This window comes from Niveispirillum sp. FG148, from assembly GCF_057809655.1.
The window spans coordinates 103,028-127,259 of record NZ_JBMDKJ010000016.1 but is presented as its reverse complement, the minus strand read 5'-3'; the positions used below and the strand labels follow the sequence as shown (position 1 = coordinate 127,259).

At 63.4% G+C, this 24,232-nt stretch carries 20 protein-coding genes and 2 pseudogenes; 11 read left to right on the top strand and 11 right to left on the bottom strand.

Features of this window, described 5'->3' with window-relative positions; genetic code table 11:
- Positions 1-10: 10 nt before the first annotated feature.
- The 3 genes from ACODTW_RS17275 to ACODTW_RS17265 are packed head-to-tail and all read left to right on the top strand — an operon-like array spanning position 11 to position 2,200.
- Positions 11-985, top strand: coding sequence for an alpha-ketoacid dehydrogenase subunit beta (locus ACODTW_RS17275; protein WP_488947299.1), 975 nt, complete (start codon positions 11-13; stop codon positions 983-985).
- A 50-nt stretch (positions 986-1,035) separates the two neighbouring features.
- Positions 1,036-1,275 (top strand): biotin/lipoyl-containing protein, encoded by a 240-nt coding sequence (locus ACODTW_RS17270; RefSeq protein ID WP_488947298.1) that lies wholly within the window; start codon positions 1,036-1,038, stop codon positions 1,273-1,275.
- Between the two features lie 13 nt (positions 1,276-1,288).
- Positions 1,289-2,200 (top strand): SDR family NAD(P)-dependent oxidoreductase, encoded by a 912-nt coding sequence (locus ACODTW_RS17265; RefSeq protein ID WP_488947297.1) that lies wholly within the window; start codon positions 1,289-1,291, stop codon positions 2,198-2,200.
- On the opposite strand, the gene ACODTW_RS17260 is transcribed toward ACODTW_RS17265, so the two are convergent.
- The 4 genes and pseudogenes from ACODTW_RS17260 to ACODTW_RS17245 all read right to left on the bottom strand — a co-directional run bounded on the left by ACODTW_RS17260 (position 2,181) and on the right by ACODTW_RS17245 (position 4,530).
- Entirely contained in the window at positions 2,181-2,978 is a 798-nt protein-coding gene (locus tag ACODTW_RS17260; protein ID WP_488947296.1) for an IclR family transcriptional regulator, read from the bottom strand. The two genes, ACODTW_RS17265 and ACODTW_RS17260, sit on opposite strands and share 20 nt — an antisense overlap.
- Positions 2,979-3,000: 22 nt before the next feature.
- Positions 3,001-3,749 (bottom strand): annotated as a pseudogene (locus tag ACODTW_RS17255) (L-rhamnose/proton symporter RhaT).
- A 124-nt stretch (positions 3,750-3,873) separates the two neighbouring features.
- Positions 3,874-4,023 (bottom strand): annotated as a pseudogene (locus ACODTW_RS17250) (L-rhamnose/proton symporter RhaT); the annotation flags it as partial.
- A 192-nt stretch (positions 4,024-4,215) separates the two neighbouring features.
- Positions 4,216-4,530: a hypothetical protein gene (locus ACODTW_RS17245; RefSeq protein WP_488947295.1), complete on the bottom strand. Its 315-nt coding sequence runs from the start codon at positions 4,528-4,530 to the stop codon at positions 4,216-4,218.
- 346 nt (positions 4,531-4,876) lie between these two features.
- Between ACODTW_RS17245 and ACODTW_RS17240 the strand changes: the two genes are divergently transcribed.
- The 5 genes from ACODTW_RS17240 (at position 4,877) to ACODTW_RS17220 (ending at position 16,185) form a co-directional block, all read left to right on the top strand.
- The gene (locus ACODTW_RS17240; RefSeq protein ID WP_488947294.1) at positions 4,877-7,189 is read left to right on the top strand and encodes a TonB-dependent receptor; all 2,313 of its coding nucleotides are present in this window, start codon (positions 4,877-4,879) and stop codon (positions 7,187-7,189) included.
- A 93-nt stretch (positions 7,190-7,282) separates the two neighbouring features.
- A complete protein-coding gene (locus ACODTW_RS17235; RefSeq protein WP_488947293.1) occupies positions 7,283-9,478 on the top strand; it encodes a glycoside hydrolase family 3 C-terminal domain-containing protein in 2,196 nt (731 codons plus the stop codon).
- Between the two features lie 20 nt (positions 9,479-9,498).
- Positions 9,499-12,378, top strand: coding sequence for a glycosyl hydrolase (locus tag ACODTW_RS17230; protein WP_488947292.1), 2,880 nt, complete (start codon positions 9,499-9,501; stop codon positions 12,376-12,378).
- Positions 12,375-14,759, top strand: a complete 2,385-nt coding sequence (locus ACODTW_RS17225; RefSeq protein WP_488947291.1) for an alpha-L-rhamnosidase-related protein — start codon at positions 12,375-12,377, stop codon at positions 14,757-14,759. Before ACODTW_RS17230 ends, ACODTW_RS17225 begins: the two co-directional genes overlap by 4 nt.
- Positions 14,760-14,769: 10 nt before the next feature.
- A complete protein-coding gene (locus ACODTW_RS17220) occupies positions 14,770-16,185 on the top strand; it encodes an NAD-dependent epimerase/dehydratase family protein (protein WP_488947290.1) in 1,416 nt (471 codons plus the stop codon).
- Between the two features lie 48 nt (positions 16,186-16,233).
- On the opposite strand, the gene ACODTW_RS17215 is transcribed toward ACODTW_RS17220, so the two are convergent.
- Genes ACODTW_RS17215 through ACODTW_RS17205 form a run of 3 tightly spaced genes read right to left on the bottom strand, consistent with a single transcriptional unit; the run spans position 16,234 to position 18,692 of the window.
- Positions 16,234-17,166, bottom strand: coding sequence for an alpha/beta hydrolase (locus ACODTW_RS17215; RefSeq protein WP_488947289.1), 933 nt, complete (start codon positions 17,164-17,166; stop codon positions 16,234-16,236).
- Between the two features lie 34 nt (positions 17,167-17,200).
- Positions 17,201-17,875: a hypothetical protein gene (locus tag ACODTW_RS17210; protein ID WP_488947288.1), complete on the bottom strand. Its 675-nt coding sequence runs from the start codon at positions 17,873-17,875 to the stop codon at positions 17,201-17,203.
- Between the two features lie 16 nt (positions 17,876-17,891).
- Positions 17,892-18,692, bottom strand: a complete 801-nt coding sequence (locus ACODTW_RS17205; RefSeq protein ID WP_488947287.1) for an SDR family NAD(P)-dependent oxidoreductase — start codon at positions 18,690-18,692, stop codon at positions 17,892-17,894.
- A gap of 171 nt (positions 18,693-18,863) precedes the next feature.
- Here ACODTW_RS17205 and ACODTW_RS17200 point away from each other — a divergent pair, with 171 nt between their 5' ends.
- The 3 genes from ACODTW_RS17200 to ACODTW_RS17190 all read left to right on the top strand — a co-directional run bounded on the left by ACODTW_RS17200 (position 18,864) and on the right by ACODTW_RS17190 (position 21,732).
- Positions 18,864-19,943 (top strand): hypothetical protein, encoded by a 1,080-nt coding sequence (locus tag ACODTW_RS17200; protein ID WP_488947286.1) that lies wholly within the window; start codon positions 18,864-18,866, stop codon positions 19,941-19,943.
- Positions 19,944-20,032: 89 nt separating this feature from the next.
- On the top strand, positions 20,033-20,428 hold the full coding sequence (locus ACODTW_RS17195; protein ID WP_488947285.1) for a VOC family protein: 396 nt from the start codon (positions 20,033-20,035) through the stop codon (positions 20,426-20,428).
- An 80-nt stretch (positions 20,429-20,508) separates the two neighbouring features.
- The gene (locus ACODTW_RS17190; protein WP_488947284.1) at positions 20,509-21,732 is read left to right on the top strand and encodes an NADH:flavin oxidoreductase; all 1,224 of its coding nucleotides are present in this window, start codon (positions 20,509-20,511) and stop codon (positions 21,730-21,732) included.
- Positions 21,733-21,765: 33 nt separating this feature from the next.
- Here ACODTW_RS17190 and ACODTW_RS17185 read toward each other — a convergent pair whose 3' ends face one another.
- From ACODTW_RS17185 to ACODTW_RS17170, 4 genes are all read right to left on the bottom strand, one after another.
- Positions 21,766-22,266, bottom strand: coding sequence for an Lrp/AsnC family transcriptional regulator (locus ACODTW_RS17185; RefSeq protein WP_488947283.1), 501 nt, complete (start codon positions 22,264-22,266; stop codon positions 21,766-21,768).
- Entirely contained in the window at positions 22,263-22,745 is a 483-nt protein-coding gene (locus ACODTW_RS17180) for an Lrp/AsnC family transcriptional regulator (RefSeq protein WP_488947282.1), read from the bottom strand. Before ACODTW_RS17180 ends, ACODTW_RS17185 begins: the two co-directional genes overlap by 4 nt.
- A gap of 218 nt (positions 22,746-22,963) precedes the next feature.
- On the bottom strand, positions 22,964-23,764 hold the full coding sequence (locus tag ACODTW_RS17175; RefSeq protein ID WP_488947281.1) for a sugar phosphate isomerase/epimerase family protein: 801 nt from the start codon (positions 23,762-23,764) through the stop codon (positions 22,964-22,966).
- The gene (locus ACODTW_RS17170) at positions 23,764-24,225 is read right to left on the bottom strand and encodes a flavin reductase family protein (RefSeq protein WP_488947280.1); all 462 of its coding nucleotides are present in this window, start codon (positions 24,223-24,225) and stop codon (positions 23,764-23,766) included. Before ACODTW_RS17170 ends, ACODTW_RS17175 begins: the two co-directional genes overlap by 1 nt.
- Between the last annotated feature and the right edge of the window lie 7 nt (positions 24,226-24,232).

Here is a 24,232-nt window from a genome sequence, read left to right as displayed (position 1 = left end):
ACGACAGATCATGAACGACGTGACGACCAAGCGGATGACCTATCTCGACGCGCTGGGCCTGGCGCAGCGCGAGGAGTTGGAGGGGAGTTCCGACACCATCATCATCGGCGAGGATATCTCGCTCTACGCAGCCGGCGGCGCCTATGGCAATACCGACGCCAAACGCATCCGCAGCGCGCCGATTTCCGAATGCGGCTTCGTCGGCATGGCGGTGGGCGCGGCCATCACCGGCCTGCGCCCCATCGTTGACCTGACCATCGCCAATTTCGTCTATCTGGCCGCCGACCCGATCATCAACCAGGCAGCACGCCTGCGCTATATGACGGGTGGGCAGTTCAAGGTGCCGCTGACCGTGCGTGCCTCCATGTGGCACAGTCAGGCCAACGCCGCCCAGCATTCCGACCGGCCCTATCCGATGTTCATGAACATTCCGGGCCTGAAGATCGTCGTGCCGGCCACGCCCAGCGATGCCAAGGGCCTGCTGAAGGCCGCCATCCGCGACGACGATCCCGTGCTGGTGTTCGAGGATAATGACCTGTGGGGCATGCGGGAGGAGGTGCCGCTGGACACCGATTTCGTGGTGCCCATCGGCAAGGCCGCCGTGCGCCGCAGCGGCACGGATGTCAGCATCATCTCCGTCGCCGGCTGCCTGCGCCATTGCCTGAAGGCGGCCGACGAGTTGGCGGCCGATGGGATCAGCGCCGAAATCATCGACCTGCGCACCCTGCTGCCGCTGGATAACGAGGCGATCCTGAATACCGTCGGCCGGACCGGGCGGGTGGTGATCGTCGATTACGCGCACCGCACCTGCGGTGCCGCCGCCGAGATTGCGGCCATCATCGCGGAGGACGGGTTCGATCTGCTGAAAAAGCCGGTCCGGCGCGTGGTGACGCCCGACATCCCCATCCCGTTCAGCCCCCCGATGGAAAAGCCGCTCTACCCGAGCAAGGACAGCATCATCGCAGCGGTTCGGCAATTGATGTGAGACCGCCGACCGGTGGCGCTTGAGGCGAACGAACGACAGGAAAGAAGACCATGCGCGTCAAGGTCGTGATGCCCAAATGGGGCACGGGCATGAATGAGGGCACCATCCTCAAATGGCTGAAGGCCGTGGGAGACCGGGTTGAGGCCGGGGAGCCGCTGGTGGAGATCGAAACCGCGAAATCCACGCAGGAACTGGAGGCGCCGGCCACCGGCATCCTGACCCAGATCCTGCTGGCGGAGGGAACGGAAGCCGAAGTCCGCACCCCTATCGCGGTCATCGAAACCACTTGAGGGAAATCCGGACGTGAATAGTGGGAAGAACGGCACCGGCCCCGACATAACCGGCAGGATTGCCCTGGTGACGGGCGCCAGCCGGGGCATCGGCCGGGCCATCGCCCAGCGGCTGGCCTCTGCCGGTGCCATTGTCTATGTCACCGCCCGTTCCCTGGACCGGGAAGTCGGCGATAACAGGCGTGCGGCACGCAAGATCATCCCCGGTACCCTGGCGGAGACGGTGGACCTGATCGAAAGGGCCGGCGGCCGGGCCGTCGCCATCGCGGCGGATCTGGAGAATGTGCAGGAATGCGACGGGCTGATCGACCGGGTGGTCGCGGCAGACGGCGGACTGGACATCCTGGTCAACAATGCCGGCTTCTGCGATTTCATCAGCGTCGAGGAGATGTCGAACGGCGTGTTCGACCGGACCATGAACCATTATCTGCGGGTGCCTTTCGCCCTGTCGCGCGCCGCCATCCCGCATATGCGCCAGCGGGGTGCCGGCTGGATCACCAACATCACCTCGGCCCAGGCGCTGCCGGTAACGCGGCCGTTTCCCGATTATCTGGCTGTCAGCGGCGATGCCGTCTATTCAGCGGCCAAGGCGGCGGTCAACCGCCTGACCCAGGGGCTGGCGGCGGAATTGCTGGCGGCGAATATCGCCGTCAATGCCGTGGGGCCGTCAACCGCCATCCGCACGCCGGGGGCCGCCGACTATATCCCCGGCGATTACCCGACGGAGGACGTGGCCTATCTGGCGGAAACCGTGCTGGCGATGAGCCATCTGCCGGCGCAGGCCCGGACGGGCCTGATCGCGCACAGCATGCATTTCCCCTGGCACCACGACATCCCTGTCCATAGCCTGGATGGTCGTGCCCTGCTGCCAAGAACGGCCCCGCCCGTCTGGTCCAGCCGGGCGATCAACCCTTCGGGAGAGTGAAGGCCCCCCGCGCGCGTCGCCAGCCTAGGGCGCGACTGATGGCGTGCGCCGTCTCCGTCACGGGTGTCACCAGTTCCCGCATGCGCTCGTCGCTCATGTATTGGGCGGCACTGGACAGGCTGATGGCGGCGACGATCCGGCCGTTCACGCCCCGGACGGGGGCCGCCACGCAGCGGATACGATCCTCATTCTCTTCCAGATCGAAAGCATGCCCGCCTTCGGCATAGGTGCGCATATGCCGCTCCCAGGCGGGCCAGTCGCCGGCGACACCGTACCGGGCTTCGAAGAAGGCGCGCCATCGCGCTGGTGCCTCATCCAGGATCAATGCCTTGCCCAGGCCCGTGGAGGCGACGGGGTGGCGTTCGCCGACGCGCGACCCGATCTCGATCCGCCGCCGGCCAGGAATCTTGTCCAGATACAGCGCGTTGGCACCGTCCAGGATGCCCAGATGCACCGTATCCTCGGTCGCGGCAGCCAACTCCTCGATGAAGGGCCAGGCGATACGGGGAATATCCATCTGCTGACGGGCCATGTATCCCAGTTCCAGCAGCTTTGGCCCCAGTTGATACCCCTCGCGCGGGGACAACAGCAGGTAACCACGCTCCACCAACGCGGCAGCAAGACGGTGCGTCGTGCTGCGCGTCAGATCCAGATGCTGCGCCAGCCGGGCCAGACTGATCGCCCCTTCCGATACCGTTTCCAGGATATCAAGACCCCGCTGCAGCGTCTGGCTGCCGCTTGGCGCTGACTTGGGGTCGATGGTATCGGGGGGCGCCATATCGGTCATTTCCAGACAGCGCTCAATGCCTGCCGCCGCCGGCGAGGGCATTGCCGGCCCCGATGATGACCGTCGACAAAAGCAGCACGCCGATGCCCGCCCAGACGATGGCCCGCGTGCGGGCACTGGCACCGGCCCATTCCAACCCCCACAGCGTGGAGAACAGGATGATGGAGGCCATGTACAAGGTCCAGGAGGAGAAGCCATAGGCTCCCATCTGGCTTTCACCCATCGTGTAGAAGCAGAACGGCAGGTACCAGAGCATGCCGCCCAGCGCCGCCAGCAGGGAATTGCGGCCCAATGCGGACCGGCCCCCGCCCCGGCGTCTTCCGATCAGTTCAGCGGTGCTGCCATTGCGCACGATCAGCAATCCGCACCACAGCGCGTTGGTGGTCAAACCACCAGCCAGAACCACGCACAGGACCGGCAGACCCTGCCACAGCGGACCGGTTCTGGCGGCCAGCGTCAGGTCGCGGGTCAGCTGGCCCGCCGCCAGCCCGAAGGCAAAGCAACTGGACATCACGCCGGAGAAGGCGGCCACCGCCGACCCTTGCGCAGGCTGAACTCCACCACGCCGGCGTCGCCGGACCCGGCCATTTCTCGTTCCTTGGCACGGCCGGCCCTGGCCACCAGCTGGATGCCGCCAACCGTGACCAGGATACCGGACAGGGTCGTGGAGCCACCCGTGGTCCGGGCCAGATCGATCCGCGTGCCGGCGAAAATCGACGGGCCCAGCGTGCCGATGACCGTCGTCAGGCCCAGATAGCGCATGGCCAGGCCAAACCTCAGGCCTCCTAAGCCCCACAGCGCGCCATAGCCTGCACCAGAGCAAGGTATCGGCTGGCGTCGCCGGCAAACCGCCGATCAGGCCGTTGGCCTGCACGCCCGCGACCAGCCATGGTGTCACCGCCCAGGAGAACAGACCATCGACGATCCAGAGTATCTCGCACGACCAGCGTTCGATCCGCTTGCAGGGTACGTAGAAGCTGGCGGACGCCAAGCCGCCAAACCAATGCAGCAGCAAGCCGATAATCAGTGCCGGCATGATCCCCCGATAAGTATGGAAAGCCGCCCCCTGCCGGGCCGGGCGGGAGGGGTGATCCCCTCCGCAGCCACCCTTTATCCCAATCTCCCCTGATCGTGACCGATCAAGGGAGATTTCATGCCCCCTCAGGCGCCGGGCCGGCAGTCGCCGGCCTCCAATCCGCCTAAAGGTCAACCTTTAGGCGGATTGGCATTACTTCGCCCGCGGCAGCTTGGCGAATTCCGCGTCCAGATCGGCCAGCACCTTGTCAGTTATGGCGTCGGGGGAATAGGACTGGATATCCTTCAACGTCATGGCACGGGCCAGATCGATCTGGTCGCCGTTGGTCATACCTGGAATATACTTGTCCAGCAGAGCGCGGGTGGCGGGATCGTCCAGGAGGGTGCCGATCTCCGTCTTGGTGGTGCTGTACTGCTCCCCGCCTGTGGCATGGGCCGGGGCAAGAACCGAAGCACCGACGGTCGCAGTCAACAGCGCCAGCCAGATGGTCAGTATCTTCTTCGTCATTCTTCTCTCCCTTGACGGCGAAAGCCGGTCTGCTTGCTTTGATGGTGGTAGCTGCCCCATGGGCGTCGCTGCGCCCGAAGCGGCGACGGCCACAATATAGGATGCTCGTTCATAATATGAAACAGAAAGTCAGTGTTTACTCACTATTTTACCGCCAGATGGTTCGCCTTGCTACGATGGGACGGACCGGATCATTACCCTCAGCTTGACCCATCCGCCGACCTCAAAACCAACAGCCCAAACAAAAGTAAGTGATCACTTATTTTCGTTTGACGGCCAAAATTCCAACATGTAGGAGTTAATCCCATAAATCGAAATCAAACAAACATCCAAAGGGGAGGATCACATGAGCCACAGTTCCAGGAATGCCTTGCTTGTCGCCACCGCCCTGGCATCAAGCCTGTTCTCCACGGCCCATGCGCAGCAGGTGGCGCAGCAGCCGGCTGCCCAGGACGATATCCTGGCCGAAATCATCGTCACGGCGCAGAAGCGCGGCGAACGTCTGCAGGACGTGCCCAAGTCGATCGACGTCGTCACCGGCGCAACTGCGGAAAAGCTGGCGCTGACCAATTTCCGCGACATCCAGCAGCTGTCCCCCGGCCTCAGCCTGGAATCGAAGGAACCGTCGAACAATGCCATCACCCTGCGCGGGGTTGGCTTCGACCCGAATTCGGGTACTTCCTCCACAGTGGACGTCTATCTGAACGAGGTGCCGATCAACGCCCAGACGGCGTTCAAGGGCCTCTATGATGTCGGTCAGATCGAGGTTCTGCGCGGGCCGCAGGGCACGCTGCGCGGCCGCACTTCGCCGTCGGGCGCCATCACCGTCACCACGCGCCGGCCGGACCTGAACGAGGCCAGCGGCTTCATCCAGCAGACCGTCACCGATCAGGACGGCTACAATACCCAGGCCGCCATCGGTGCCCCGATCATCGAGGACAAGCTGGCCTTCCGCCTGGCCGGGCTGTTCGACAAGAATGACGGGCTGGGTGCCGAAAACCTGCGCAACGGTTCGGAGGACAAGGACAAGACGCGCAGCCTGCGCGCCAGCCTGGCCTTCGACCCGACGGATAACCTGTCCATCGGCCTGACGCACCAGTACCTGATCAACCAGACCGTGGCCAACCCGATTGCTTTCACGGCCGCGGGCCAGACGACAAACCCGGTGCTGACGACGGACGACCGCAAATCCGTGACCTACGGGCCGACGGAATACAGCTTCCGCAGCAATATCACCACCCTGACAGGCGATCTCGATCTGGACGAGATGCAGGTGAGCTACGTCGGCGGCTACCAGAAGATCTATAACGGCCGTGTGTCCGACTTGGCGCGTGGCGGCTCCATTCCTAACTACACGCAGATGCAGGATTTCCAGAGCAACACGCGGTTAGTGACGCAGGAATTGCGCCTGTCCTCCAGCGACGACCCCTTCTGGAACTATATTTTTGGCGCCTACTACGACAACGCCAAGGTGCCGACAACGGTACACCAGAAGCAGGTGATCTTCGGGCTGGGCCCGGTGCCGGCGCCGCCGCCAGCCTTCGGCGTCATCGATATCAACATCGATATTCCGGGCAAGGTGGAGAATTATGCCGCCTTCACCGACCAGCGTTTCCAGATCACGCCGGATGATCTGTTCGAGGTCGGTCTGCGCTATCAGGAACAGAAGTTCAACCGTCGCTTCATCCAGACGCTGAGCGGCCCGGCGTTGGGCCCCTTCCCCATCGTGCAGGACGGCATCGCCCCTGCTAATCAGCGGGGCAAGTACAAGCAGGTGACCGGTTCTTCAAGCTGGAAGCATAATTTCAGCAAGGAGCTGATGGGCTATCTCAGCTATGGTCGCTCCTACCGCCCCGGCGGCGTGACCTCCACCACGGCGCAGCTGGACGAGGATCTGCTGCTGTTCAAGCCGGAGAAGTCCGACAGCTACGAGGCGGGCCTGAAGGGCACGGTCTTCGACCAGCGCGTCACCTATACGATCGCCGTCTATCAGCAGAATTTCGACAATTACCAAGCCTATACGGGCAGCTACCTGTCGGTATCGACCCAGCGCAACGGTATCGTGGACAACAACCACGCCCCCACCTTCAACGCCGATGCCAGGGTGCGCGGCATCGAGGGTACATTGAGCGGGGAGTTGTTCGACGGGTTCCAGACCAGCCTGTCCGTCACCTACAATGACGCCCAGTTCAAGGACGCACTGGCGCCTTGCAACGACTATAATGGCGACGGCGTGCCAGACACGGTGGGCGCCCCCAGCGTGCCCGTCGGCCAGCAGATCGCCAGATGCCGCCTGTCGGGCCGGTTGAGCTCCCAGGCAAAGTGGGGGGTGAGTGCCAACCTTGAATATACCGCCGGCTTGTCCAGCAGCCATGAAGGCTTCATCCGCAGCCTGCTGAACTATGTGCCGAAGCGGACCGATCCGTTCCAGAACATCCGCTACAACGACCTGCTGAACAACAGCTTCTTCGTCGGGTTCCGCGATGTGGACCGGACCTATGAAGTGTCGCTGTTCGTGAAGAACATCGCCGACGTCTCCACCCTGACCACGCGTGGCGGTGCCCAGGTCGATTACAGCTTCTATAATAGCGGCTATGAGATCGGACAGCCGCAGCGTGCGCGGGAAATCGGCATGATGGTCCGTTACGCATTCGACTGATCGATGGCGCATCCGGCCCTCCATCGTTCCGAGAAGGCGATGGAGGGTCCAAGATCAAAACAATCAGGCAGATTGAATAATCGGAGGAAAACCATGCGGGCAGCCCTGTGCGCCTTCACGTCGCTTCTGGCCATCGCAACCGGTGCAGCGAACGCTGCCGAATATCCGCCGGACGCCGATGCGAAGGCCCAGGCCGTGCTGGAACGGCTGACCCTGGAAGAGAAGATCAGCCTGCTGCATGGCCCCATGCCGCTGCTGATGCCCAAGGCAAAACGTCCGGAAGGGATCGCCATGGGGGCCGGCTACATCGCCGGCATTCCGCGTTTCGGTATTCCCTACCAGACGGCCAGCGACGCCAGCCTGGGCGTGGCGAACCTGAACAATGGCCGCCCCGGCGATGTGGCTACCGCCCTTCCCTCTGGCCTGGCCCTTGCCTCGACCTGGGATCCCGCCCTTGTCCGGCGCGGCGGCGTAATGATCGGTTCAGAAGCCCGCGCCAAGGGCTTCAACGTCATGCTGGTCGGGGGCGTCAATCTGGTGCGCGACCCGCGCGCGGGTCGCAATTTCGAATATCTGGGCGAGGATCCGCTGTTGGCCGGCCGGCTGGTCGGTCACGCCATCGCCGGCGTGCAGTCCAACAACATCATCGCCACCATCAAGCATTTCTCGCTGAACAACCAGGAGACCGGCCGCAACGTGCTGTCGGTGAAGATGGATGAGGCGCCGATGCGTGAAAGCGAGCTGCTGGCGTTTCAGATCGGCATGGAGATCGGCGACCCAGGCTCTGTCATGTGCGCCTATAACCGCGTCAACGCCATCTTCGCATGCGAGAACCCGTTCCTGCTGAACGACGTGCTGCGACGCGACTGGGGCTTCAAGGGTTATGTCATGTCCGACTGGGGTGCGGTGCATTCTACCGAGGCCTTGGTCCACGGGCTGGACCAGCAGTCCGGTGAACAGTTGGACGGCAAGAAATATTTCTCCGACCTTCTGGAAAAGTCGCTGGCCGCCGGCACTATCCACTTATCAGCCGTGGACACCGCCGCCCGCCGCATTCTGCGCACCCTGTTTGCTCATGGCGTCATCGACAATCCCGTTACCCTGGGCAGTGTCATCGATTACACCGCCAATGCCAAAATCGCCCAGAAAGCGGCAGAGGCGGGAATCGTCCTGCTGCGTAACGAGAATAAACTTCTGCCCCTGTCCGGGGATGTGAAGCGTGTCGTGGTTATCGGCGGCAATGCCGACATCGGCGTGCTGGCCGGCGGCGGTTCCAGCCAGGTGGTCTCCGTTGGTGGTCTCGCCAAGGAGGTCTCCGTCAAGGGTTCCTTCGCCAAGCGAACCTATCATTCCTCCTCGCCCCTGGCCGCCCTGAAAGCGGACCTGCCGGGAGCCGAGGTAACCTATCTGGACGGCAGCGACCCGCAGGCGGCAGCCAAAGCTGCCGCCCAGGCCGACATCGCCATCGTCTTTGCCGAAAAATGGGCCACGGAATCCGTGGATCAGCCGGACCTGACCTTGGGCGATGGGCAGGATGCGCTGATCACCGCTGTCGCGGATGCCAATCGTCACACCATCGTTGTGCTGGAAACCGGCAATGCCGTCACCCTGCCCTGGCAGGATAAGGTCGGGGCCGTGCTGGTCGCCTGGTATCCCGGTCAGCGCGGCGGGGAAGCCATCGCCAATGTGCTGACCGGTGCCGTCAACCCGTCGGGCCGTCTGCCGGTCACCTTCCCGGCCTCCCTCGACCAGTTGCCGCTGCCGGTGCTGCCCGGCTCCGACGCCCCGCCAGCCGACAAGGAGACCCGGTCGGTCTATGGGCTGCAGGCCAATCTGAAGCCGTTCGATTATGTCTATCCGGAAGGGTCGGATGGCGGTTACCGCTGGTTCGCGCGCAAGGGCCATCAGCCGCTCTACGCCTTCGGCTACGGCTTGTCCTACACGAATTTCGGTTACAGCGGGCTGGTGCTGGAAGGCGGGAACAGCTTGCGTGTGCGCTTCACCGTCACCAACAGCGGCAACCGCGACGGGGCCGACGTACCCCAGGTCTATGTCTCCCGTCCCGGTAAGGCCAAGCGCCTGATCGGCTGGGACAAGCCTTCCCTCAAACCCGGTGAAAGCCGGGAAGTGGTGGTGGAGGCTGATCCCCGTATCGTCGGTGATTTCGACGCCAAGGCGCAGCGCTGGATCGTGCCCGCCGGCCGTTACACGGTGGAGGTGGGCCGTTCGGCCATTGATACGGTGCTGACCGGCGCCGTCGATCTGGCGAAGACCACGCGTAAGCCCTGATCCGAACCGGAGGTCCCCTGATGAAGCCCTTGCGCGCCCTGTTGCTGTCCGCCTGCGCCGCCGCCATCGCTCTGACCCCGATCGCGGTACAGGCACAAAACCTTGAGCAGATGTTTCATTCCCCGCCAAAGGAGGCGCGGCCCCTGCTGCGTTGGTGGTGGCCGGGCAATGCGGTGACGGCAGAGAAGCTGCGCGAGCAGATCGCCCAGATGGACAAGGCCGGTTTCGGCGGGGCGGAAATCCAGTCCTTCAATCCCGGCGTGCCCAATCTCAGCACCTGGGAGAAGGACAGTATCAACACCTATGCCCTCCCCGCCTTTTTTGCCAATGTCCGCGCGGCAGCGGAAGCAGCACAGGCGCATGGCATGGTGCTGGATTACACGCTGGGATCGGCCTGGCCCTCCGGTGGAGGCTTCGCCATCCCGCCGGAAAAGGCCTATTTGGAACTGGCCATGGCCCGCACGGAGGTGACCGGCGGCAGCAAGGAAAAGATCACGCCCGCTATCCCGACACGGACCAAGCGGCTGGGCGCCCTGTCCAGCTTCGATCCACGGTCGAAGGGCCCCCGCGCCGCCGACTGGCCGGCACGGATGGATGCGCGGGCGCGCATCGTCGCCGTGCTGGCCGTGAAGGGCACCACCCCCGAACTGGACAAGCCCGCCGCCACGGCAGGTCTGGTACTGACCCCCTGGGGGGACGTGAAGCAGCCGGGAGTGCTGGACCCTGCCAGCATCCTGGTCCTGACCGACAAGCTGCGGGATGACGGCACCCTTGACTGGAAACCGCCGCCCGGCACCTGGCAGGTTTTTGTCTTCAAGCAGTTCGCCGCTAATGTCGGCGTGCTGGCCGGGAGCGGCGAGGGGCCGCAGCTGATCCTGGACCATATGGATAAAACAGCCTTTGCCGCCCACGCCGCCCGCGTCGGCGACCCGCTGCGCCCGAATTTGGGCAACGCGATGGGGGCGATGCGCGCCGGCTTCGTGGACAGTCTGGAACTGATGCAGGATCTGCCCTGGACCGGCGACTTCCTGGCCCAGTTTCAGCAGCGCCGGGGCTATGACCTGACGCCCTACCTGCCGCTGGTCATCCAGCCGGGCTGGATGCAGGCCTGGGGCGAACACTGGTCGCCACCCTATTTCAATGATGCCAAAGGCGACATCGCGGATCGGGTGCGCGCCGATTATCGCCGCACCATTTCCGACCTGATGTTTGAAGGGTTCATCGAACCATTCGTGGCCTGGAACCATTCCAATGGTCTGAAGGCCAAGTTCCAGGCCCATGGCGGGGCGCTGGATATCGTGCGCGGCTATGGCATCGTCGATATTCCGGAAACGGAGGATCTGGTCCATGACGGCGATCCGATCTTCATGCGGTTCGCCCGGTCCGGTGCGCATCTCTACGGCCGATCCATCATCTCGGCGGAAAGCCTGGTCTGGAAGGACCATCCTTACGACGTGACGCCGGATGAGATGCGCCGCCGCGTCGACCTGATACTGGCCGGCGGCGTAAACAGCTTGGTGCTGCACGGTTTCAATTATGAACGGGCGGACGCGGTCTGGCCCGGCTGGCACGCGTTCCAGCCCAGCGCCTTCGCCGCCGGCTTCAGCACCATGCTGAACGAGGCCAATCCGATTTGGGCCGGCATACCAACCCTGGCGGGCTATATCACCCGCCTGCAGGCTGTGCTGCGCCAGGGAACCGCCATTGTGCCGGTGGCCTATTTCTACGGCCAGACCGGCTATTATGTCGGGATAGAGGATGCCGGGGCCGGCGCCCAGGCGGTCGAGAAGGCATTCCTGGCCGCCGGCTATGATTTCGACCGCATCAACCCGGACGCCATCGCCGATGCCAGGGTGGAAGGAAGGGTATTGGTGTCCAACGGCGGGGCACGTTATCCGGCGCTGGTGCTGCCGCCGCTGGACGGTATCCGGGCGGAAACAGCCGAAAGCATTGCCGCCTTCGCCAAAGACGGCTTGCCTGTGATCTTCACCGAAAAGGCACCCAACCGGGACGAAGGGCTTGCGGATGCCGACCGGCGCGATGGCCGTGTCCGCACCGCCATCGCCGCCGCCATCGCCGCCGGTGCGCGTGTCGTGCCGGCGTCCGACGTGGCCGTTGCCCTGTCATCCCTGTCGGTGCCGGCCAATCTGCGCTTCACCGGCACCGACGCGTCCGGGCTTGTCTATGTACAGCGGCGGGTGGGTGATCAGCTGGTTACTTTCCTCCATAATCGGACCGGGGCACCCCGCGATGCCAGCCTGATCCTGCCCGCGATGGGCGGTGTCAGCCGCTGGAACGCGCTGCAGGGCAGCACCACCCCCGTCAACGCCCAAGCCGTGGCGAACGGCACCGCTGTCGCCCTGGCGCTGGCCGCTGGTGAAAGCGCGCTGCTGGTCCTGGACCCGACGCAGAAGCCCCAGACGGTGCCCCTCCCCCAAAAGGTCGCGGCGACAACGCTCAGCCCCAATGGCTGGACCTTGACCGTGAACGGCCACGGCCCCAAGGGGGCGGTTCTACAAGCCAGTTTCAAGGATATCGCACTGTCCGACTGGTCACAGGTGGAGACGCTGAAACAGTTCGCCGGCACCGGCACCTATGACCGCAAGTTCAAGGTGGAGCGGGACTGGCTGCGCAAGGGCAATCGTGTCTGGCTCGACCTTGGGGTGGTTCATGACGTGGCGGTGGTCACCGTCAATGGCCAGGCTTTCCAACCGCTGATCACAGCACCCTTTCGCCTGAACGTCACCGAAGCCCTGCGCGCCGGCACCAACACAATCTCCATCGCGATCATGAACACGCCCCAGAACGCCATGATCGATGCGCAGGCCCCCGGCTTCCGCAAGCTGAAACCAGTTCCCGCCGGCCTGATCGGCCCCGTGGCGTTGGAGATCGTGCGATGAACGTCCGTAATTTGCTGATGGCCAGTGCCATGCTGGTGACCGGCTGGGCCGGAACCGCCCTTGGCGGTGAGGCGCAGGGCTGGATCACCCATCCGTCGGTGAAAGCAGACAGCGCCCCGATCGTGCTGACGTTCCAACGTCAGTTCGACCTGGACGCTGTTCCCACATCCTTCCCCGCGCAGATCACCGCCGATAACCGCTTCATCCTGTTGGTCAATGGCCGGCGCGTAGCCTCCGGTCCATCGATGGGCGACGTGGCCCATTGGCGGATCAGCAGCCTGGATCTGGCCCCCTATCTGCAGCCGGGCCGCAACATCCTGACCGCCCAGGTCTGGAACTTCGTGAAGCCAGCCCCGACACTACCACCCGATCCCACGAAACAGCAGAAAGCCGCCTTCACGGCATTTGAAATGGTGCAGCAGACCGGCCCCGCCGCGCAGCAGAGCGTGGCAACCGGCTTCTGGCTGCGCGGGCCGGCAGGCATTGGCACGGATGCACCCGGCTGGCAGACCGCCATTGATCCATCGCGCAGTGCCAGCAACGGCCAGAAGCAGGTGCGTCGCTGGTACTATGCTGCCGGGGCACCGGAGACGCTGGATGCCACCATCGCGCCCGGCGACTGGACAAATGCCGTGCCGGCACCGGAAGCGGCGGCCCGAACGCTGGTCGCCGACCGGCTGCCGCAGCAGCGTTTCTCCCCCGTGCCTGCGGGCAAAGTGGTGCGGACCGACCTGCCAGCGGCAAAGGGCTTCCCGGCCCGGCCCGTTACCGTGCCGGCCAACAGCAAGGTCACCCTGCTGCTGCAACGCGACGCCATGGTGTCAGCCTATCCGGAACTGGTGCTTTCCGGCGGGGCCGGCGCGCAGGTCAGGCTGACCTATGCGGAGGCACTGTATGACGAGAAATTCATCAAGGCCGACCGCAACCTGATCGGCGACCGCAAGCCGGTGGGCGTCACCGACAGCATCACCGCCGATGGCCGATCCTTGTCATTCATGCCCCTCTGGTGGCGCACTTGGCGCTATCTGGAGATTGAGGTGACGACCAAGGAACGGCCGCTGACCCTGGAAAAACTTTCCGTCTTCGAAACCGGCTATCCGTTCCAAAAGGTAGCACGGTTTGAGAGCAGCGATCCGGAACTGGACCATATCTGGCGCGTCGGCTGGCGCACTGCAGAGGTCGATGCCCATGAAACCTATATGGACACATCCTTCTGGGAACAGTTGCAATATGCTGGCGACACGCGCCTTCAGATGCTGATTTCCTACGCCGTTTCGGGTGATCCAAGGCTGGCCGAACAGGCCATCGACGCCTTTGCCAGTTCCAACACCGATAACGGCCTGATCGAAGCCGCATATCCCACCCGCCGCCCCAACGCCATCGCCCCCTTCTCCCTGTTGTGGGTGGGGATGCTGCATGACTGGTGGATGGAACAGCCGGACCCACGACCCATCGCCCGGAACCTGGACCGGATGCGCACCGTGCTGGACTGGTTCGAGAAATACCGGTCTCCCCGCGGCTTGCTGACCCGGAATCCGCAATGGAACTTCATCGACTGGGCCGGGCAGACCGCCGTGGACCGTGACAAGTTCCCTTCCTATAGCAAAGAAACCAATGAAAGCTGCCTGATGTCAGTCACCTGGCTGGGGGCGCTGGATCAGGGGGCGGCACTGGAGGGAGCCCTGGGCGATGCGGGGCGCGCTGCCAGCTTCAAGGGGAAGGCTGACGCCCTGCGGACCGCCCTTCGCCAACATTGCTGGAACGTCGAACGCGGTCTTTTCGCCGACAACCCCGATCTGGATGTGTTCAGCCAGCACACCAACGCGTTGGCTGTGCTGTATGATGTGGCCACGCCCGAACAGGCACCGGGCATCCTGGATCGCATCATGGCGCCGGGCAAGGGCATCGACGCGCCGGAAGGCATGTTCACCACCAGCTATTATTTTGCCTGGTACCTGATCCGGGCCTTCGATCATGCCGGCCTGTCCGAGCGCTATCCAAGCCTGCTGAAGACCTGGCGGGATCTGCTGGCGCTCAATTACACCACTTGGCCGGAGGAGCGTGGCAACACCCGGTCCGATAGTCACGCCTGGAGCGCGCATCCCACCGCCGACCTGCTGGGCATCGTCGCCGGTATCCGTTCCGCCGCCCCTGGTTACGCAGCTCTGCGCGTGGAACCGCATTTGGGCAGCCTGACCCGGTTGGATGCAACCGCCGCAACCCCACACGGGCCGGTCAAGGTGCGCTATCGGCTGGAAGGCGGCTGGCTGGAGGCCGAGATCGACAGGCCGGCCAATCTACCCGGCAGCTTCATCTGGAACGGACAATCCCATCCCTTGAACGAGAGCCGGACGCGGCTGCGGCTGCGCGCATCGCCCTGAAAGCCCCATCATGAAGAATGATCAGACGATTTTCCTGACCGGCGCCACGGGGAACATGGGCCGGGAAGCCCTGGCGCATCTGCTCGCCAGGGGCGGGGCCAAGATACGCATCCTGGTCCTGCCCACGGAGGCCAAACATCCGGTGATCCAGCAATTCGGCGGGCACCGTGATGTTGACATCCTCTGGGGCGACCTGACCAAGTATGAAGATGTGGAACGCGGCGTGGCCGGATCGGATATCGTGCTGCATGTGGGCGGCATGGTTTCCCCTCTGGCTGACCGGTTCCCGGAACTGACGCGGCGCGTGAATGTCGGCGGGGCGCAGAACATCGTCCACGCCATCCAGAACCAGCCGGAACCCGACCGCATCCGTCTGGTCTATATCGGCACCGTCGCCCAGACGGGCAGCCGCATGGCGCCCGTTCATTGGGGTCGCACGGGCGACCCCATCAAGATCAGTTGCTTCGACCATTACGCCGTCACGAAGACGGAAGCGGAAGCCATCGTCGCCACGTCCGGATTAAAGCATTGGGTATCCTTGCGCCAGACGGGCATGGCTTATCCGACCATCTGGAAGACCCACGACCCGATCATGTTCCACAATCCGTTCAACGGGGTGTTTGAATGGGTCACGGCCAAGGACAGCGGCCGGCTGATGGCAAATATCTGCGGCGCGGACGTGCCGGAGACGCTCTGGCGGGGCTTCTACAATATCGGCGGCGGGGAAAGCTGCCGGGTGGTGAACCATGAATATATGGTTCAGATGTTCACGGCCTTGGGCATCCAGGACTTCCGCCGGATCTTCGATCCCAACTGGTTCGCCACCCGCAATTTCCATGGCCAGTGGTACAGCGATTCCGACCGGCTGGAAGCCCTGGTCCCCTACCGTAGTCAGACAATCAGCGATTTCCTGAGCGATCTGGCGGCCAATGTGCCCTGGCTGGTAAAAACCATCGGCCGTTTCGCCCCCGGATTGATCCGCAGCCGGATTGAGACCCTGGCCAAGGCCGAGGGCGGATCGCTGCATTGGCTGGCAACGGACGACCGCGACCATATCAACGCCTATTTCGGCTCCCGTCAGGCATGGGAGGCGCTCACGTCAAGCTGGGACAAGTACCGCCTCGACCAGCCGTCGCGCACGCCAACCCTGCTCAACCATGGCTATGATGAAAGCGTGGCGCCTGCCGACTGGACCGTTTCGACGCTGCGCGATGCGGCCAGGTACAGGGGCAGCCGCTTCCTGGGCGACAATGCAAACGCCCACTTGCCCGCCCCCTGGGAATGTGCGCTGGGTCATGAGTTCAGTATGACGCCAAACCTTATGCTGAAGGGTGGCCACTGGTGCCCCCACTGCCAGACAGATCCGGCCAGCTATGGACGCGTCATGGCAAAAAGCCCGTTCTTCGCGCAGGTGGCGCCGTTCTGAAGATCAGTTCCCTGAAGCCCTTCCGGGCTTCAGGGACAGCGCGACCGGTCACCGCGCCCAGCAGAGTTTCAGCCAGCCGCTGGCATCATCAATGGCAGAACGGGCGCAATCCACCATGCCCAGCCAGGACACAAAGCCGTGGATGGCGCCGATATAGCGGCGGGTCAGCACCGGCACCCCGGCCGCGATCAGCCTTCGGCCATAGGCCTCGGAATCATCGCTGGTGCTGTCATATTCCGCGGTGATGATAAGCGCCGGAGCCACCCCCCGGAAATCCGTCGCCCGTCCGGGAGAGGCCAGCGGGTTCTCCCGGTCTTCGGGCCTGGTCAAATAGGCGTCCCAGAAATAAAGCACATCCTTGATGTCAGACAGCGGCGCGTGGGGATAGCGCTTCCAGGTCTCCCCCTCTCCCGTGGGATAGCCGTCGCCGCCATAGATCAGCACCTGCGCCGACAGCTTCGGTCCGCCCTCGTCGCGCGCCCGCAACGCCACGGCAGCCGACAGCACGCCACCGGCACTGTCGCCGGCAACAGCGATCTTGCCTGGGATGCCACCGATCTCCGCCGCGTTTTCGGCGGCCCACAGGGTGGCGGCCCAGCAATCATCGACGGGGGCCGGGAACGGATATTCGGGCGCCAGCCGGTATTCCACCGACACCAGCACGCATTGCGCCGCATGGCACAGGCCGCGTGCGATCATGTCCTGCGTGTCCAGGTCCCCCATGACGAAGCCGCCGCCATGAAAATAAACCAGCACCGGTGCCGGCATGCCGGTCGCCGGCTGATAGATGCGCACGCGCAGGGCACCACCGGGTCCATCGATCAGCCGGTCACTGATCTCCCCCATGGGCAGGTCGAGTTTGGGAAAGCTGGTCGATGCCTGGCGCACCAGATCGCGCATGGTGGCCAACGGCACCTGATCCATCTTCGGGAACTGCGCCATTCCGGCAATGAACGGCTCAAGCTGTGGATCGAACTTCATTTTTCCTCCCTGGAAAGACTGAGGGCGGCGCCCTTCAGAATTCCGTCTTCGTGAACATGTTTTCGGGATAGCCGGGGAACACATAGTCCAGTTCGATCACCAGCTTCTCGCCCAGCGGGCCGGCGGCGAAGATGTCGGTATCGACAAAGGCCTGCACGGCATGGCGGCCATAGGTGTAACGCGGCGTACCCCCGAACACGGGTGACGCGTCCAGCCGCTGGTCCACGGCATCGGTACCCCGGCGTGAGCGGTTGGACAGAAGATTCAGCCGCCCCTTGAAATCCGGATCATTCTGCGACCAGTCCTTCAGTGTCAGCATGGTCTGTTCGATCCATTCCAGGCTGTCAGCCAGGATACCGACATGGAAACCATATTCCGGATCGCTGGCCTGGGCCGCGCGGAAGTTAGTGACAGAGGGATGCTCAGCCCCCGTGCCCACGCCAAGGGCCGCATGGATGGCGGCCTGCAGGGCGCGGTCGGGTTCCGGCAGGGCCGACAGATACACGATCCCCTGCCCGCGCCCGCCCTCGTCCGGGTTCAGCACCAGTTGATAGAAGCGACTGCCATCGGGCAGCGGGAAATCCTGGACAACCTGGAATCCGACCAGACCCAGCAGGCGCGCAGCCAGCGGACCTTCCTGCGGATTGCGGTAATGCAGTGCGATATGACCCAGGCTGCGCCGGACCGCAGCGGCCTCGTTCGCGGACATTCTTTCCTCCCGTTGATTACAGGGACATCGGCTTGGCGATGCTGGCGGGCGCGCCCGGCAGCGAGACGTGGTAATGGCCAGCGCTCCAGCCGCCATCGACGGCCAGTTCCGCCCCGCAGATGTAGGACGCATCGTCGGAACAGAGGAACAGAGCGGCGGCGGCCACCTCGCCGGGTTCGCCCATGCGTTGCAGGGGCACTTCCTCGTACCCAAGGTTCTTGGAAGCGCCGGTCAGGCGCATGGGATTGCCCATCTCCGTGTCGATGCCACCGGGATGGATGGAATTGACCCGCACACCACGATGGCCGAATTCCAGCGCTGCCGATCGTGTCAGCCCGCGCACCGCCCATTTGGAAGCGACATAGGCCGCAACGCCGCTGCTGCCGCGCAACCCGTCGATGGAGGAGAAATTGACGATGGCGCCACGGCCAGCCGCCACCATGGCGCCGCCCACGATCTTGAGCCCCAGGAAGGTACCCTTCACGTTCACCCGCTGCACGCGGTCAAATGCCTCCTCTGTCAGACTGGCAAAATCGGCGAAATGCACAATACCGGCATTGTTGACAAGGGCATCAATGCGACCGTGACGTTCAAGGACGGCCGCCACCAGCGCCTCCCAATCCGACGCCAGACCGACATCCAGACGCTGGAACATGGCACCGGCGCCAAGGTCGGTCACCAACGCATGCCCCTCCTCTTCCGCCACATCGGCGACAACGACCAGCGCGCCCTCGCGCGCGAACAGGCGCGCCATGGCAGCACCCATCCCCTTGGCGCCGCCGGTAATGATGGCAACGCGATCCTTCAAACGCTCCAACTTTTCCTCCAACTTTGCGTATATTTCGGCTATTGTATGGACGCATTCCGCCGTTTCGTCCAGTGGGGGTTCGGATGCCCCGAAGGGCCTTGACGCCGAATTATTGTAAGTGCTTACTTACTACAGAATCGGAAGCGGTTCAACCGACCGCCGCATATGGGAAGGAAACAAATGCTGACCGAAGCACATAAGAATGAACTGGCGAAGATCCTTCGCCCGGTGGCACCGCCGCGTGAATTGACCGATCTTTACACGCCTGACCAGCTCCAGCGCCTGCTGGGTGTGGTGCGCGACAGCGGTCCGCACAAGTTGATCATCGCGCAGCATTTCTCATCACCGGAAGCCCTGATCGCCACGTTGTCCGGTGGCTTCCCGGAGGGTGTAACGCCGTCGCTGGACATGTTCCTGACGCCGACCTTCCGGAATTTCTATGCCAACTATTCGGCCTGCCTGTTCCCGGAAATCGATGACTGCTTCTTCAACAGCCGCTTCCTGGATCTGGCGCGCGGCTATTGGGGAGCCAAGTACGCCAAGCCGCAGATGATGCTGTTCAACGTGAACGGCCCGTGCGGAAACAACGATCCGGGCCATTTGGACAGCCCCAGTTTCCGGGGCATCCGGTACGAGAATGCGCCAACCTGGCTATGCTCCGTCATGGCCAAGTCGGGCCTGTTCCGCGATTATCTGATCAAGATGGCGCAGGTCATTGCCTGGTTCAGCCATGACCCGGAAAGCGGCTTCACCTATTGGCCTGACGGACCGCGCGCCGCACCCAAGCGTCTATTGCCGCCGGTCTATAACCGGGGTGTCCTGGTACAGAATGAACTGATGGTGCACCGGGGCGAGGCCAATGGCCCCCTGGACCAGCGGTTCCCGGAGGGGCTGGACTTTACCTCCCTGTTCTCTGGCGCTGCCGACAGCAAGGATCATTGGGTCGTAAAGACCGGCGAGAAGGAGATCGCCCGGTATCACACCGATGAACTGCGCTTCCTGGTCCATTGGTCTGCGGAAGTGTTCGAGGATTTCGCTGAGTTGAAGAAGAACATGGACCATAGCGACGACCTGACCTTCGACCGGGTGTTCGACACCCTGATCAAGGATGTGCGCGCCAAGGGCATCCAGATCGAAACCCCAACCAACCCGCTGGTGGACCCTGTGTTCATCGGCACGTTGAATGCCGCTTACGACGTGGGTCGCCCGACGATCTATCCGCCGGAAGCGCCGCTGTCTCCGCTGCGTCTGGTCGCCTGACCGGTGCGGTGGCTGAAGGCGGGGGAAGGCCCGGTCGGCTTCCCCCGCCTTCTTTATATGTTCATTACAGAAAAACTGGGGAGGATGGAATGCAGGTTCCCTTTACGATGCTGGGCTTCACCAAGCTGCTGGTGAACGACCTGGAAGCGACGGCCGAATTTTACAAGAAGGTCTGCGAACTGACGGAAACCGGGCGGGTCGAGGCGGAAATCGCCGGTCGCAAGATCAGCGAAATCCTGTTTGCACCAGCCTATCAGGGAGCCGCGACCTTCGTGCTGTTGAAATTCCTGGACGCGCAGAAGCCGTCCAATGACGAGGTGATCCTGGGTTTCATCACGCCCGACGTCGATGCCTTCATCGCGCGTGCGGTAGAAGCTGGCGGCACGTTGGTACAGCCCGCCTACAACGACACAGCACACGGCGTGAAGGTCGGCTTTGTCAGCGATATTGAAGGCCACCTGATAGAGGTGGTGCAACTGCTCTGATGGTTCGGCTCAGGTTTGGCGGTCCTGCCACGGCACCGCCATGCCCGTCCCCATCCCCCAGGACAAGCTGGAGCCACATCATGGCCAATGCCCTTTCCCCCGTGATGATCGGGCCGATTTCGCTGCGCAACCGTTTCATCCGGTCCGGCGCCAACGAAATGATGACCAAGGACAGTCTTCCGACAAAGGCATTGCTGGAATTCCACCGCAATCTGGCAGCCGGCGGCGTGGGCATGACCACGCTGGCCTATATCGCGGTGTCGCCCGACGGGCGCACCTTCACAAGCCAGGGCGTGCTTGACGATGCCGCCATTCCGCACTACCGCGCCATCACCGACGCCGTGCATGCCCAGGGCGCCCGGGCATCGGCCCAGATCACCCATGCCGGCAGCTTTGTCCAGCATAAGGAGTTGTCGACGCCGCGTGCCATGTCGGCCAGCGGCGGTATCGACCAGATCGGCGTGCTGATGGGCAGGCCATTTCAACGGGCCATGACCCGCGCAGACATGGATCAGGTGCGCGACGAGTTCGTGGCCGCCGCCTTGCGTGCGGAAACGGCCGGGTTCGATGCCGTGGAACTGCATATGGGCCATGGCTATTTGCTGAACCAGTTCATCTCACCCTTGTCCAATAAGCGGCGTGACGAATATGGCCGGGATGCGGCCGGTCGAGCGCGCTATCCGGCGGAAATCCTGGCCGCCGTGAAACGGGCCGTGGGCGGGCGGCTGGCCGTTCTGGCCAAGATCAACCTCTATGACGGGGTCAAGGGCGGCGCGACGGCGGAGGATGCCGTTATCACAGCCCGGGTGTTGGAGGCGGCAGGGGCCGATATGCTGGTCCTGTCCGGTGGCCGTAATATCGAGGCCGCCTGGGCCATCTTCCAGAGCCCCCTGCCCTATGACGACCTGGCTAAACTGTCGCCGGGCTGGAAGAGCAAGCTGCAATTTGGCCTGCTGAAGCTGACAACACCGAAAGCCCTGCGTTTCTCAGAACTCTATTTCCTGGAAGCCGCACGCAAGGTTCGGGCTGCCGTAACATGCCAGTTGGGCTATCTGGGCGGCGTCCTTTCGCTGGCTGCCGCACAGCAAACCCTGAATGAAGGCTTCGATGCGGCTGTGATCGCCCGCGCCCTGGTCCATGACCCGGCCTTGATCAATCACTTCGCTATCAATCCGGCGCACCGATCGGGCTGCGATGCCTGCAACCGCTGTGTGGCCGCCATGTACGGCCCGTCGGGCACCCACTGCCCCAAAACGGGTAATGCTCTGGCCCCCTCGCTCAACCAGATTGTCGCAGCAGCCTGACGACACGACCCTACCGGGCGGCGGTCGTGGAGCCTAAACCGTCTCCACCCGCCGCTTCGGCAGAGACACCTTCGCCATCCCGGCTTCGTATTTCAGATTATGTACTGAAATCGAAATATCGACATGGCGTACGCCCGCCAGCGGGCGGATGCGGCTGGTCACCAGATCATTCAGCTGTTCGATGCTGGTGAACAGACCCATGGCCAGCAGGCTGTACCGACCCAACAGCTTGATCACGCACCCTATCTCCGGCATGGCGGACAAGGTTTCCGCCAGCTCGGCCACATGGGACGGCTGCGCATCGATCCCCATCATGCACAGGTTGGGTGATCCAGCCATGCGGAAATCCGTCACGACCGTGAATTGGATCAGGCCGTCCACCTGAAGCCGCTTGATGCGGGTTCGGATGGTTCCTTCGGTGACGCCCAATTCCGCCGCAATGGCCCGGTTCGACACACGCGCATCGCGGGCCAGTTTCTGGACGATACCCCGGTCCAGATCGTCCAGCTTCACACCGTTGGCACTCTCACTCATAGCGGCACCACATTGAATTCGAATTTGACAATGTCGGCGGCAATGCCGGGGCTGATCTGGTAGACCCCTTCCACCGCGGAGATATGCTCCGACAGCAGACCATTGAACTCCGACAGATCATGAAGGGCAACCAGCAGTTCCAGGTCGTGCCCCCCTGTCATCACATTGACGCTCAACACCTCGTCAAGCTTGGCCAGATCGCGCCCTACCTCAAACACATCCCGGCCCTGCACCTTGACGCCAAGCGCGATCAGCAGATTGTAGCCATGGGCTGAGAAGTCGGTGACCGCCACAACGCGCATCGCTCGCGCCTCGTCCATCCGCTGCAGCCGGGCGGACACGGTCGCCGCCGTGATGGACAGCCGTTCTGCGATCTCCTGATTGGTCGCCCGACCGTTGGAGCGAAGGATCGCAATGATACTATTGTCCAGCGCGTCCAATGATGCTGGCGTAATGGCCTTGCCGCTTCTTATCTGCATTTCTCTACGGGTTCCCTACAACATCCCCAACTACGCATTTCGCAGTTATATCAGAACATAATCTCCGACCGCCAGCCATGTTCGCACCTGCGACGCAGCCCATAATGCGTAATTCTGTCAACAGACCATCGCGAAAAACATGAATCTTGACCCGCACATCCTGGCCAGAAGCAGACCGTGGCGATGCTGCTCCGGGAAATATCGGCCCCCTTCAGGCCTTACGCAAACAGGCGCCTTGTGGCGGAAACCGCATTGCGTGCCCGGTCCAGCGCCGGGATGCCGGCGGCGATGGCCGCTTCCTGGGGCACTTCCACGCTGAACGACACACCGGCGGCAACATTCCCGATGAAGGCGCGGATGTCGAAGGCGCCTTCGCCCGGCAACAGCCGCTGAAGCCCCGCCTCCCACTCGATAAGGTCAGCAGACATGGCGGTCGGGCCATCGCTGATCTGCGCGATCTGGATGCGCGGATCGGCCAGTAGCGTCCAACTGTCCTGCCAATCCCCACCCCGCATCACATGCAGCAGGTCCAGCGTTACACCGATATCCGCGCGCCCAACCATATCGATCATCGCCAGAGCTTGGGCAAGGGTGCGGACCTGCGATGGCGGATAGAACTCGATTGACAGGCCAACGCCGTAACCGGCGGCCAGCAGCGCCAGTTCCGCCAGCTTATCGGCTCGGCGCCCAGGATCGCGGTCATAGCAAAGCACATTGGCCAACGGCGCACCCAGATCTGCCGCCGCCGCCAAGGCCGGTTCGAACCCCGCCACCTCCGTCCGACCGGCCATGGTGAAGGGATAGACCAGATCGACCACCACCCCGCCCGCTGCCATGGCGGCCTTTGTCGCCCGGCGTTCGGCCGCATCCCGGATCAGATCGTACACCGGCATTCGGGGCAGCACGTCCATCGAATGCAGGAACAGGCACATGCCCGCGCACCCCGTCGCGGCGGCCAGATCGGCCAGTTGCGACGGGGTGGCGTCGGTGACGGTGAGATGGTCCAGCGAGAGCCGCATCACAAATAGGCCCCGTCCTGGTAGATCAGCGGTGACACAGGCCCGCTCAACCGCACCGCCTCGACACGGGCGATGACGATGCTGTGCGTGCCATAGGGCACCACTTGATCGATGCGGCAGGAGAGACCGGCCTGCGCCTCACACAGTATCGGCAGGCCATTGGCGTCGCTTTCCCATTGGCCGACGCGGAAGCGCTGATCTCTGGGCATGGCTCCGCCAAACGCTATCGACACCTCCTGCTGATGCCGCGACAGAATGTTGACGCAAAGCGGCGCGTCCGGCAGCAGACAGGCGTGAAGGCCCGCCGAACGGTTGACACACAACAGGATCGCCGGGGGCTCCATTGTCAGCGAGGTGATGGAGGTCGCAGCCATGCCGACAGGCCCGTCCACCCCCAGGCCGGTAACGATGCCGACAGCCGAGGCCAACCGGCGCATGGCGCCCCGGAACGCCAACGGCATCCCATCG